A 12690-nucleotide genomic window follows, 5' to 3' on the forward strand; every position below is an offset into this window, starting at 1 on the left:
GAATAGATTTTGCGTACTGATCTCTTCAAATTCTGAATGAATTATGTATATAGGAATAAGGTCTATTTAATTAAAAAAACTTCAACAAGCTTATAAATAACCCCTGCCAGAAACATGATAATGGCAATCCTATTGATCCAATGCATTACTTTAATATTGAAGTTAGTTGGACGATTGGGATCTTTTTTTCGGAAGTAGTACAACATATTATGCAAAATTATAAAAAAGGGAGTCCCGATAATAATCAGGACTCCCTTTTTTATAAAATTTTATCGTCTTCTACTTATTGAACTTTGAATTCAACACGACGGTTTTTCTGACGACCTTCTTCAGTGTCGTTCGATGCTACCGGACGAGTTTCGCCGTAACCTTTAGTTGTGATGTTACCTGATTTTACTCCGGCTTTCACTAAAGCTTTTTTCACTGAACTTGCGCGACGTTTTGATAAGTCCATGTTGTAAGCTTCGGTACCTTCTGCTGAAGCGTGACCTTCTAACAACATTTTACCGCCTGAAGCTTTCAATTCGTTCGCCATGTTTTCAATCGCACCCATTGACTCTGGACGTAATTTGTCTGAGTTAAAGTCGAATTGAATGGTGTTGCTTTGCTCAGCTACTGCGGCTGTAGGCTCTGGTTTAGGGAACACGATGGTACGACCTGCACCGTCAACTACGTTGCCTGCTGGAGTATTTGGCTCTTTGTCAAACACATCCGATACGCCGTCTCCGTCAGAATCTTTCTTCATGTTCGATACATCACCTTCTGTAGCGGCTACACGTGATTTCAATGCTTCAACTTCCTGACGTAATTGATCGTCTTTCAACTCATCATACATCAAGGCATAAGGGTTTGCCCAATCTAGGTTTTTCTTCGATTTGTTACCCAAGCTGAAGTTCAAACCTGCATAACCGTACGACCATTTGTCGTTAGCTGAACCATACCAGGTTCTGTCCAAGTTATCCGCATCCAGGAAGTTCATGGTGTAACCTAAGTCCAAACCAATGCGCTCTGATAATTTGAATTTCAAACCACCACCTACTGGGAAGAACTGCTCAGTACGGGTTTCGCTATCTGGCTTGTAACCGGTTAAACCGTAACCACCTTGCACGTATAACGCCACTTTGCTGTCGCGTTTCCACAACAAGCTGGTCAAGTCGATTTGTGCTTGTAAGGAAGCTGCATAGTTAATGGTTGTTTCAAACGAAGAGAAACCAGGGTTGCCCTGTCCGTTTTCATTTGGGTTGTAGGAACCTGATACTTTACCTCCTTGGTAGTCCAATTTCAAGGCAAATGCATGGGTGATTTGCTTTTGAATGTACGCTCCGTAACCAAAGTTTGCATCCCATTCATTGTAATCGTTATGGCCACCTAAGAAGATAACAGGAGCATTAACACCGCCGTTAACCCCAATTGACCATGTGTTGAATTGTTTGGCCCCGCCAAACACTTTCGCGCCACCATCTTGGGCAAACGCAGATAGCCCGCTAAATGCTGCAACCAGCGTTAAAGCTGCTACCTTTTTAAAAGTAGATTTGTTCATAGTCGATCAAATATTAGTTAGATATATATTGTTCAAGTTTAAATATATAGCATAAATGCTAGGCAAATATAGAATATTTTCATTAATTACATAACTTAGCCAAAAATCATACAAGCTTTAACTCAAAGTTATTCTTTCATCAGGAAAACAAAACTAATACTTTACTTCTAAGGCAACTGTCTGCAATTTGATTTTAACACACTGCTTTCAAAATATTAATGTAACAAAATTAATGTGCGCAACCAAATATTGTCTTAACTTTTTGCAATTTAAGGCGATTTTATTAACAATAATTTAATTTTTAAACCTAAAATATCTATCAATTATTTCTAGCTTAACCTTATTACATTCCTTATGATTTATAATCTTAAGAGTCATAATTGCCAATAAATCGATATAAATTAAATCCTGGTTTACTTAGCCCAATAGTTACTTCTTTTAACAATTGAGTTTTATCGATATCATGCATTCTTCTATGTTGAATTATCCGGAAAGCCTTTTCCAGCATTAGAAATGGCTTTTTTTCATTTTCTGCTAAAGGATAATGCTGCTCAATGCGGGAAAACAAATCCCCAACCCCTTCGTTTTTATCGGCAATTGTTTTAATGACAGGAACCTGCCATAGCGAGGCTGGACGTTGATGAACAAGTTTTTGAAGATTACGGGCAAATGTATCAGCCCCAACATGATCTGCTTTATTTACAACGAAAATATCTGCTATTTCCATTAATCCTGATTTAATGGTCTGGATCTCGTCTCCCGCCTCCGGAACCAGAACTACAATTGTTGTATCTGCTAACCCAACAATTTCTACTTCTGACTGCCCTACTCCCACTGTTTCAACAATTATGAAATCAAACGCCGCTGCTTTCATTACATCAACCACTTCAATGGTTTTTGCGGATAAACCGCCCAAAGATCCTCGCGTAGCCAATGACCTAATAAACACATTAGGATTATTGAAGTGTTCAGCCATCCGAATGCGATCGCCTAATAGTGACCCTAAATTAAATGGAGAAGTTGGATCTATAGCAACGACCCCTACTCGCATTCCTTGTTGGGTTATAGTAGAAATCAGCCTGTTAACCAGTGTGCTTTTACCCGCTCCCGGAGGGCCGGTAATACCAATTACAGGAACATTACGTGACAAATCCAAATTAAGTAAGAGTTCTTCGGCACCTTGGATTTCATTTTCAACCCAGCTAATAGCTCTTGAAAGAGCCCTAAAATCACCCTTTTTTATTTTGTTTAGCAAATCGTGAGTCATTCAAGCATGTTTTCAGACTCAAAGTAAAGAAAATATCCGCTGAAACACTCCCACTAATTGTCAATTAGAAGGTATGGTTCAGATTGGTTATTATTTCTACCTTTGTAAGCTAATTTTTCAACAATTAAATGCCACAAAAACTAAGTGCTGTTATAATAACTTATAATGAGGAAAAAAACATTGAACGATGCATTAAATCATTGACTGACTGGGTTGATGAAATTATTGTAGTTGATTCAAAAAGCACCGACAGTACTCCTGAAATTTGCAAAAAATATCCGGTTAAATTCATCAGCGTTGATTGGATGGGTTATGGTCCTACTAAAAACTTTGGCGCTGAAAACGCAGCAAATGAATATATCCTTTCAATTGATGCTGATGAAGCTATTTCTGCTGAACTTAAGGATTCTATACTAAAGGAAAAAAATAAAGGATTTGAAGGAGTTTATTCATTTAATCGTTTAACCAGTTTTTGCGGAAAGTGGATTAAGCATGGAGATTGGTACCCGGACACCAAAGACCGGATTTATCCAAAATCTATCAGCTGGAATGCTTCTGCTGTACATGAAGATCTTTTAATTCCGCCTGATTGCAAAAAAAACCATTTAAAAGGCGATTTACTGCATTATTCGTATTACCAAAAAGAAGACCTGATAAAGAAATATTTAAAATACGCGGAATTAGGTGCCGCCGACAGAAAGGGTAAATCCAAACCCTACCTGTTGTTCAAAGCAATCTCTAGCCCCATTTTTTATTTTATAAAGAACTACTTCTTTAAGCGAGGTTTTTTAGATGGGAAGCAAGGCTTTTTTGTAAACGCTTACGGTTCTTATTATACATTTTTAAAATACAAGCTGGCTTTTAAGCCTACTTCAAAATAATACAAAGGATGAAAACTTATTTCAGACTACTTTCATTCGCTAAACCAATTGGGAAATATGCGGTACCTTATATTTTCACCACCATATTAGCTGTGATATTCGGTACATTAAATTTTGCTTTATTAATACCTTTACTCCAAGCGCTTTTCTCTGAAGACAATACAAAGGCTATTTTAACTAAACCAGAATTCCAATATTCATTTGAATACTTTAAAACCCTTTTCTATTATCATTTTTATCAAGCAAAAGGAACTTATGGAATTTACGGTTCGTTAAAGTTTGTTAGTGTAATAATTGTTTGTTCAGCTTTTTTAAGCAATCTATTCCGATATCTTTCTCAGCGTTTCATGGAAGAGCTTCGTGTTCATACCATGCAAAACCTTCGGGTTAGCGTTTTTGAAAATGTGATGAACATGAATGTCGGCTTTTTTAACAATGAACGAAAAGGAGATATTATCTCAAAAGTAGCTTCCGATGTTCAGGTTGTGCAATTTACAGTAACAAGTACATTGCAGGTAATTTTCCGCGACCCGTTGCAGCTTATTGCTTATTTCATTTTCATGTTTACCGTTTCGGTTAAATTAACGCTCTTTTCAATTCTTGCAGTTCCAATTGCAGGTATTGCAATAGCGGCATTGGTAAAACGCTTAAAAAAACAAGCACAATCACTACAAGAAAGCTATTCAAATATGATTAGCTTTTTGGATGAGGCTCTTTCTGGCATCAAAATCATTAACGCTTTCAATGCCGTACCTTTTATTAAGCAGAAATTTAAAGATGAGAATATTTATTACTCAAGAATAAACTATAAAATGATTCGTCGCCAGCAGCTGGCCTCTCCTATTTCAGAATTTTTAGGCATTGTTACTGTAGCCGGAATTTTATTATATGGGGGATACATGATCACGCATGGACAGTCTGGCTTAACAGCGGCTCAATTTATAGGATATATCGCGGCGTTTTCACAAGTAACCCGTCCGGCTAAGGCTATTTCCGAAGCATTCACCTATATTAACCAAGGACTGGCTGCAGGAGAGCGTGTCTTAGAGCTTGTTGACACCAAGCCTCAAATAGTAGACAAACCGACTGCAATTACCGCAGAATTATTCCGCAATAAAATTGAATTACAAAATGTCGAGTTTTCGTACACCGACCGAATAGTACTGGATAAAGTTTCGTTTGAAATAAATAAGGGAGAAACCGTTGCCTTGGTTGGACCTTCCGGCAGTGGCAAAACCACAATATGTGACCTTCTGCCTCGCTTTTATGATGTAAACGGCGGTTCGATTTTATTCGACGGCGCAGACATAAGAGATCTTAAAATTGACTCCATCAGGGCTCAAATCGGCCTGGTTCCACAAGAGTCTGTTTTATTTAATGATACAATCTTTAACAATATTGCCTTTGGAAAACCCAATGTAACTTTGGAAGAAGTAATTGAGGCCGCCAAAATTGCCAATGCCCATAACTTTATTATGGAAACTGAAGATGGCTATGAAACCAATATTGGCGACAGAGGCGCTAAATTATCTGGAGGCCAGCGCCAAAGATTGTGTATTGCACGTGCTGTTTTAGGGAATCCTCCTATAATGTTATTGGATGAAGCAACTTCAGCTCTGGATACTGAATCAGAGAAACTGGTGCAGGATGCCTTAAATCGTTTAATGCAAAATCGCACTTCGTTAGTAATTGCTCACCGCTTAAGCACCATCCAAAACGCTGATAAAATTATTGTGCTTGAAAAAGGTAAAGTAATTGAGCAAGGCTCCCATCAGGAGTTGTTGACCAAAGAAGGGCTATACTATAAACTAATTAACATGCAGTCGTTTGGTGCGGAAGCATAATTCGAACTAACCAACGTTTTTTGCCATTTTAATGACCACAATCGATCAACACAACCCAATTAAACTAAGTGTCATAATTTGTTGCTTCAACAGCAGCAAATTATTAGGGCCAACCCTGCAAGCACTCTCTTTGCAGAAAAAAACTGAACCATTTAGTTGGGAAATAATTGTTGTTGACAACAATAGTTCTGACAACACTTTTGAATTCGCCGAAAATGAATGGAAACAATTAGGATCTCCTTTTAAATTGCTAGTGGTACGAGAGCCTAATGCCGGATTAATGAATGCCAGAGAGAAAGGCAAAAGTGTAAGCTCTGGAGAGATTTTAATTTTTTGTGATGATGATAATCGTTTAAACGAGAATTACGTTGCAACAGTAATTAACGAATTTGAAAACGATCAAAAACTAGCTGCATTAGGGGGAAGAGGTATCCCCGTATTTGAAACAGAGAAACCGAAATGGTTTGACAAATATGCCATAAACTATGCAGTTGGTAAACAGAAGGGAGCTCAGTCGGTCATAAAAAACCTGTATGGAGCAGGTATTGCTTTACGAAAATCCTATTTGCAGAAGCTGTATGATTCCGGATTTGAACCTAAACTCATAGGAAGAAAGGGCTCCATTTTACTTGCAGGAGAAGATACCGAGTTGGTTTTTGCCCTTCAGTTTATGGATGTTAACATAGGTTATAATGACGACCTAACCTTTGAACATTACTTAACTTCAAAACGCTTAAACTTTGACTATTTATGTGAAATGCGCAAGGGAATTGGCGCAGCACAACCCATTTTAAACTTATATAAGTTGGTTCATGCCAATAAACAGATGGATAAATTTTATTACCTCCGTCAGCTTATTGGTGCTTACACAAAAATGATTAAACAAACCCTGTTTAGTCCAACTTCAACGCGAAGGACTCCTCGCTTAACATATAATCAAGGATACATTCAGGCGCTAAAAGACAGTAAAGCTGAGCTTCATACGTTTATGGAAGAAATTCAAAACTTACAACTTAAATTAAAGAAATCATAATCTCGCTATAGCACTCTACACTTTAATTAACCATGAATAATCATTCATTCAAATACGATTACTTAATTGTAGGAAGCGGTTTATTTGGAGCCGTTTTTGCACACGAAGCTAATTTAAGAGGCTTTAAATGCTTGGTAATAGATAAACGCAATCACTTGGGTGGAAATGTACATTGCAAATCAGTTGAGGGAATTAATGTACATTCTTATGGAGCTCACATTTTTCACACTAATGATAAAGAGATTTGGCAATACGTCAACCAATTTGCCTCATTCAACAACTATATAAATTCTCCTGTAGCCAATTATAATGGGGAACTTTATAACCTTCCTTTCAACATGAACACGTTTTATGAGTTATGGAAGGTCCGCACCCCAAAGGAGGCTCAGGAAATCATTCGCCAGCAAACTGAAAACCTGAACATTGACGAGCCAGCTAATTTAGAAGAACAGGCTATTAAACTGGTTGGAACAGATATTTATGAAAAACTGATTAAGGGTTATACGGAGAAACAATGGGGCAGACCATGTAAAGAACTGCCAGCATTTATCATTAAACGACTTCCGGTTCGCTTTACATTCGATAATAATTATTTCAACGATACTTTCCAGGGAATTCCCATTGGCGGTTATAATAAAATAATTGATGGCTTATTGAAGGACATTGAATGCAAAACAGATATCAATTTTTTTGATGACAGAGCCTATTGGGAGCAACAGGCCAATAAGATTGTATTTACCGGTAAAATAGATGAGTTTTTTGACTATAAATTTGGAGAACTTGAGTATAGAAGTCTCCGATTTGAGGAAGCAACCCTTAATACCAGTAATTATCAGGGTGTAGCCGTAATGAACTATACAGACGCTATCACTCCTTTTACCCGTATTATTGAACACAAGCATTTTGAGTTTGGCCAACAAGACAAGACTGTAATATCTAGAGAATACCCTGCTTCTTGGCATAAGAAGGCAGAACCCTACTATCCTGTAAACAACGAGAAAAACGACAGTTTATATAAACAATACAAGGAGCTGGCCAATCAAACTCCACAAGTAATTTTTGGTGGCCGTCTGGCTGAATATCGCTATTATGATATGCATCAAGTAATTGCATCAGCACTAACCAAAGTAAAAAAAGAATTTCAAAATGATTGACAAGTCAATAAAACTCTATAGCGTTTTTCACAAGCCTTTTATTCAGCCTAAAGAAAACTTTGTTATTCCTATACATGCAGGCAAGGCCCTTTCTAATCAAAAGCTGGATTTCCTTGAAGATAATACAGGCGATAATATATCTGAATTAAATAGCACATTCTGTGAATTAACTGCTCAATATTGGATTTGGAAAAACGAAGACCGATCTCGTTGTGATATTTGGGGCATGTGTCATTATCGTCGTTATTTCACAACAGAAAACTGGTTCAATGCAACTTTTAAAAATAAAAGAACCTACACTAAAATTATTGACCAGCAAAATCTGGACAATGTAGTTAGCCAAAAGCTATATACCCAGATGCAAGAAATATTGCAAACAAGTGATGTTATTTTACCCAAACCAATGGTAATAGCCAAAAGAAATGGGGTTAAGTTAACGCTTGAAGAACATTATTCAACTGACCATTTTGAAAATGACTGGAAAACAACAATTGATGTTATTACTGAAAAATACCCTGATTATTTAAAGAGCATTCCTACGTTTAATAATTCTACCACTATGTCGTTCTTCAATATGATGATCGCTCCATGGAAAATTTGGGATGCCTACCTTACCTGGTTATTTGATGTTTTACTGGAAGTAAAAAACAGGATTAAAGTTAGTGATGACCCTTATCAAAAACGGGTATTCGGATTCCTATCAGAGCGTCTGATCAACCTGTATGTACACCATAACAAACTGAAGATAGCCTATCTTCCTGTGGCTGTATTTGACAATAAGTAATTCACTGAGCTTCCTTTGTTTTTGACAGATAAAAATTTAGCTCTTACTTTTGGTAAGAGCTAAATTTGCTAAAGAGAATGTAATTAATTATACATACTTATTGTTTAATTTCTATCTGTGCTTCTCCTGATTGAAGTCCATACCACTTTCCGGAAATTGTTTTAATTTCGCCATTTAGCTTATTTTTAAGTGTAGCTGTATAATTTGCCGAGAGTTTATACATATTTATCATTAAATTAGCTGTAACCTTACTATTTGCCGGCACCTCCACTGTAACAGTCTGTTCGACTTCCCTCTCTAATTCCGACTTTTCCCCAAAGGTCCATTTGGGCAATGACAACACTCCTACCTCTGCTTGAGTCCCATTAAAACGCGGAACACCAACCTTTGACCGTTCTAGTCTTGTCATATCAAAACCATCAACGTTAGTAAAATCAGATGTTTCATTATAGTCTTTTGAAAGATTAATTGATAAAGATTGTGGAATTGAAGACCTGTTATCCATAGTCCTAGAATAAGTAGGGAACGGAACAAGTGTCACTTTATCATCTGCAGAAAGCGAATATTTGACATTTACCAAATCGTAAATAATCTTTGGTTCTTGAGGTTTAACTTCTTCAATAGGATCATTTGAAGATTTGCATGACAAAGCTATAAAAGCCAAAACCAAAATACATAGATAGGGTTGCTGTTTTAAACTCATGAAGTTATTAATTAAGATGTTAACGCTTTTATTAAGAAAAATGATTAAGACTTGCTAAAGACCCAGTAGGCCTAAACCACAATCAACAATTTTTCTTCTATAAATAGAATGTGTGACAAAAGTAATAAAAACCAAAATAAACCTATGGTTATTTTTGATAATCTACATTCAAGTTACAATGCGAAACTCTGTGTTAATAACAGGCTAAAATAAAAGTGCCCAACTATTAAGCTGGGCACTTTACTATATTCTAATAAGTTTGATTAAAGTTTACGTTTAACTTCCACTTCTTCGTACGCTTCTACAATATCGCCAACCTTAATATCATTAAAGCCTTTAATATTCAATCCACACTCGTAACCCGTTGCAACCTCTTTAACGTCATCTTTAAAGCGTTTTAGAGAGTCTAACTCACCATTGTGAACAACTACGCCATCACGAACAATCCTGATCTTGTTGTTACGGTGAATTTTACCATCCAGTACCATACATCCGGCAATTGTACCCACTTTACTGATTTTGAAGGTTTCACGAATTTCAACGTTAGCAACAATCTTCTCTTCAATTTCTGGAGAAAGCATACCCTCCATTGCCGCCTTAATCTCTTCGATAGCTTTGTAAATTACCGAATACATGCGGATATCGATCTGCTCTTGTTCAGCTAGCTTACGCGCACTGGCTGATGGACGAACCTGGAAACCGATGATGATTGCGTCAGAAGCCGAAGCAAGCAATACATCTGAGTCAGAGATTTGACCAACCGATTTATGAATGATATTAACCTGGATTTCCTCTGTTGAAAGTTTCAGCAATGAATCTGATAAAGCCTCAACCGAACCATCCACATCACCTTTAACAATGATATTAAGCTCTTTAAAGTTACCGATAGCCAAACGACGACCGATCTCATCCAAAGTAATATGTTTTTGCGTACGTAAACCTTGCTCACGCATTAATTGAGTACGCTTATTGGCAATTTCTTTAGCTTCCTGCTCTGTTTTAGCTTCAATAAACTTATCTCCAGCTTGCGGCGCACCTTGCATACCCAATACCAACACAGGTGTTGACGGTCCTGCCTTTGAAATTTTGGCACCAGTTTCATTAAACATCGCTTTTACCCTACCCGAGTGAGAGCCTGCCAAAATTGGATCGCCTACATTTAATGTACCCGTTTGAATCAGAACAGTCGTAACGATACCGCGTCCTTTATCTAAGGCCGCTTCAATAACCGTACCCACCGCCCTACGATTCGGATTGGCTTTCAAATCTAACATTTCTGCTTCAAGCAATACTTTCTCGAGTAGCAGGTCGATATTTAAACCTTTTTTAGCTGAAATTTCCTGAGTCTGATATTTACCTCCCCATTCTTCAACCAAAATATTCATTGCAGAAAGTTGCTCACGAATTCTGTCGGGATTAGCTCCTTCTCTATCTATCTTATTAAATGCAAAAACAATAGGAACATTCGCGGCCATTGCATGATTGATTGCTTCCCTGGTTTGAGGCATTACCGCATCATCTGCCGCAATTACAATAATAGCAATATCGGTTACGTTGGCTCCGCGAGCACGCATGGCCGTAAAGGCTTCGTGACCTGGGGTATCCAAGAACGTGATTTTCTTGCCACTCTCCAACTTCACTTCATAAGCACCAATGTGCTGGGTAATTCCTCCGGCTTCGCCTGCAATTACATTGGCCTTACGAATAAAGTCAAGTAATGAAGTTTTACCGTGGTCAACGTGACCCATTACGGTCACAATTGGCGAGCGGCCTACTAAATCTGCCGGATCGTCAACATCCTCCTCAATCTCTTCCTGCACATCTGCAGAAACAAATTCAACAGAATAACCAAACTCGTCAGCTACGATTGTTAACGTCTCAGCATCTAAACGTTGGTTAATTGATACGAACATACCTAACGACATACATGTTGCAATAACTTTTGTCACCGGTACATCCATCATATTAGCCAACTCATTAGCCGTTACGAATTCTGTAACCTTTAATATTTTCGATTCAAGTTCATCTTGCATCATTTGCTCTTCACGAGATTGTGCATAATCATCACGTTTCTGACGACGGTGCTTACGACCAGCGGCAAATTTATTTTGCTTACCGGCTCCCGTTAACTTAGCAAGAGTCTGCTTAATTTGCTCTTGAACTTTTTTCTCATCTACTTCTTCTTTTTCAGGGCGAGCATGTGCGCCTCTGCTATCAGGACGTTGATGTCCAGGTCTGTTTTCAAAACGTCTTTCTCCACCTTGGCCTTGACGTTGACCGCCTTGACCTTGTCCTTGACGTTGACCGCCCTGACCTTGGCCCGGACGCTGTCCTCCATGACCCTGACCCTGGCCCGGACGCTGTCCGCCTTGACCTTGGCCTTGACGTTGTCCGCCATGACCTTGACCTTGACCCTGGCCACCCTGACCTTGTTGCCCTCCTTGTGGAGCGTTTCCTGCTCCTGGTTGAATATCTTTACGTTTGCGCTTACGTTTATGACGGTCGCTATCAGATGAAGAGGCTACCGGCTGACCTTTACGCTCTACCGGCAACTGTATTTTCCCAATGATATTCGGACCGCTCAATCGTTGAGCTCTGGCACGAATTACATCATCTTCTTTAATTGTTTCCTGACTTGAAGGTTCTTCAACATGAGGAGTAATACTTTCTTCATGCTGAATTTCAGCTTTTACAACAACCGGTTTTTCTTCTTCAGCAATTGAACTTGCTACAGGCTCTTCTTTTTCAACCTTAGCAGCTGGGGCTTCCTGTTTTACATTCTCTTCAACAGGTTTAACCGGCTCTTGAGCAACTACCTGAGGTTTCTCCATTTTTTCTTCAGCAACTACCTGAGGCTCAACAGCTGCAGGCTCTTCTTTATGAATCTTTTTCTTTGGATTTAATGCATCCAAATCAATTTTACCTACCACCTTAACTCCCGGAATCTCTTCAGAACCTGAAACTGGGGTAATTGCAGGTGCTGACGGTGCTGATTCTTGCTCAGGTTTTGGCTCTTCCTGAGCTTCTACTTTAGGCTTTTCAACTACCGGGGCATTCAATGAAACATTCTTAATTAGAATTTCTTCAGGCTCTTCTTCTTTTACCTTCACCTTTTCAAGCAATGATTCATCTATCGATACTTCATCACGACGTACCTTTCCCACGTGAATGTGCTTCGCCTCTTCCTTAATAATTTTACCAAGCTGAAACTCCTTTTGCAATATTGCATACATTTCATCGTTGATCTTAGTGGTTGGCTTTGCATCCACTTTATACCCTTTCTTATTCAGGTGATCAACGGCTGTATTCAAACCGATGTTCAGTTCCTTGGCTACTTTAAATAATTGATATTGTTTGTCTTCTGACATTCCTTCTGTTTAGAATTTCGACTGTAAAAATAGTTATAAGTTATCAGTTAACAGCTATTTTAACTCAATTAAACTGATTTACTTATTTTTTGATTCACTGCATGCCATTTTAGCAG

At 38.2% G+C, this 12690-nt stretch carries 10 protein-coding genes; 5 read left to right on the forward strand and 5 right to left on the reverse strand.

Annotation, left to right across the window (positions count from 1 at the left end; all coding sequences use genetic code 11):
* Positions 1–62: 62 nt before the first annotated feature.
* The 3 genes from L2B55_RS19005 to meaB form a co-directional block, all read right to left on the reverse strand.
* Positions 63–206 (reverse strand): DUF6728 family protein, encoded by a 144-nt coding sequence (locus L2B55_RS19005; protein ID WP_338092191.1) that lies wholly within the window; start codon positions 204–206, stop codon positions 63–65.
* Between the two features lie 77 nt (positions 207–283).
* Positions 284–1540, reverse strand: a complete 1257-nt coding sequence (locus L2B55_RS18720; RefSeq protein ID WP_237847972.1) for an OmpA family protein — start codon at positions 1538–1540, stop codon at positions 284–286.
* 367 nt (positions 1541–1907) lie between these two features.
* Positions 1908–2807, reverse strand: coding sequence for a methylmalonyl Co-A mutase-associated GTPase MeaB (gene meaB, locus L2B55_RS18725; protein WP_237847975.1), 900 nt, complete (start codon positions 2805–2807; stop codon positions 1908–1910).
* A gap of 128 nt (positions 2808–2935) precedes the next feature.
* Here meaB and L2B55_RS18730 point away from each other — a divergent pair, with 128 nt between their 5' ends.
* Genes L2B55_RS18730 through L2B55_RS18750 form a run of 5 tightly spaced genes read left to right on the forward strand, consistent with a single transcriptional unit; the run spans position 2936 to position 8503 of the window.
* Positions 2936–3688 carry a glycosyltransferase family 2 protein gene (locus L2B55_RS18730; RefSeq protein ID WP_237847977.1) on the forward strand — a complete coding sequence of 251 codons (753 nt, stop codon included), beginning with the start codon at positions 2936–2938 and terminating at the stop codon, positions 3686–3688.
* A gap of 8 nt (positions 3689–3696) precedes the next feature.
* Complete coding sequence (locus L2B55_RS18735; protein WP_237847979.1) at positions 3697–5532, forward strand: ABC transporter ATP-binding protein; 1836 nt, start codon at positions 3697–3699, stop codon at positions 5530–5532.
* Positions 5533–5563: 31 nt separating this feature from the next.
* Complete coding sequence (locus tag L2B55_RS18740; protein WP_237847981.1) at positions 5564–6565, forward strand: glycosyltransferase; 1002 nt, start codon at positions 5564–5566, stop codon at positions 6563–6565.
* A gap of 32 nt (positions 6566–6597) precedes the next feature.
* Complete coding sequence (gene glf, locus L2B55_RS18745; RefSeq protein ID WP_237847983.1) at positions 6598–7719, forward strand: UDP-galactopyranose mutase; 1122 nt, start codon at positions 6598–6600, stop codon at positions 7717–7719.
* Positions 7712–8503, forward strand: a complete 792-nt coding sequence (locus L2B55_RS18750; RefSeq protein WP_237847985.1) for a DUF4422 domain-containing protein — start codon at positions 7712–7714, stop codon at positions 8501–8503. Before glf ends, L2B55_RS18750 begins: the two co-directional genes overlap by 8 nt.
* A gap of 97 nt (positions 8504–8600) precedes the next feature.
* On the opposite strand, the gene L2B55_RS18755 is transcribed toward L2B55_RS18750, so the two are convergent.
* Positions 8601–9206 (reverse strand): hypothetical protein, encoded by a 606-nt coding sequence (locus L2B55_RS18755; protein WP_237847987.1) that lies wholly within the window; start codon positions 9204–9206, stop codon positions 8601–8603.
* A gap of 263 nt (positions 9207–9469) precedes the next feature.
* Entirely contained in the window at positions 9470–12574 is a 3105-nt protein-coding gene (gene infB, locus L2B55_RS18760) for a translation initiation factor IF-2 (RefSeq protein WP_237847989.1), read from the reverse strand.
* Positions 12575–12690 lie beyond the last annotated feature (116 nt).

It is taken from the genome of Solitalea lacus, assembly GCF_022014595.1.
Classification (GTDB): Bacteria; Bacteroidota; Bacteroidia; order Sphingobacteriales; family Sphingobacteriaceae; genus Solitalea; species Solitalea lacus.

Bases quoted from the DNA above. Each gene is read 5' to 3' on its own strand.
- glf (WP_237847983.1), top strand. From the start codon at position 6,598: ATGAATAATCATTCATTCAAATACGATTACTTAATTGTAGGAAGCGGT.
- L2B55_RS18730 (WP_237847977.1), top strand. From the start codon at position 2,936: ATGCCACAAAAACTAAGTGCTGTTATAATAACTTATAATGAGGAAAAA.
- L2B55_RS18735 (WP_237847979.1), top strand. From the start codon at position 3,697: ATGAAAACTTATTTCAGACTACTTTCATTCGCTAAACCAATTGGGAAA.
- L2B55_RS19005 (WP_338092191.1), bottom strand. From the start codon at position 206: ATGTTGTACTACTTCCGAAAAAAAGATCCCAATCGTCCAACTAACTTC.
- L2B55_RS18750 (WP_237847985.1), top strand. From the start codon at position 7,712: ATGATTGACAAGTCAATAAAACTCTATAGCGTTTTTCACAAGCCTTTT.
- meaB (WP_237847975.1), bottom strand. From the start codon at position 2,807: ATGACTCACGATTTGCTAAACAAAATAAAAAAGGGTGATTTTAGGGCT.
- infB (WP_237847989.1), bottom strand. From the start codon at position 12,574: ATGTCAGAAGACAAACAATATCAATTATTTAAAGTAGCCAAGGAACTG.
- L2B55_RS18755 (WP_237847987.1), bottom strand. From the start codon at position 9,206: ATGAGTTTAAAACAGCAACCCTATCTATGTATTTTGGTTTTGGCTTTT.
- L2B55_RS18720 (WP_237847972.1), bottom strand. From the start codon at position 1,540: ATGAACAAATCTACTTTTAAAAAGGTAGCAGCTTTAACGCTGGTTGCA.
- L2B55_RS18740 (WP_237847981.1), top strand. From the start codon at position 5,564: ATGACCACAATCGATCAACACAACCCAATTAAACTAAGTGTCATAATT.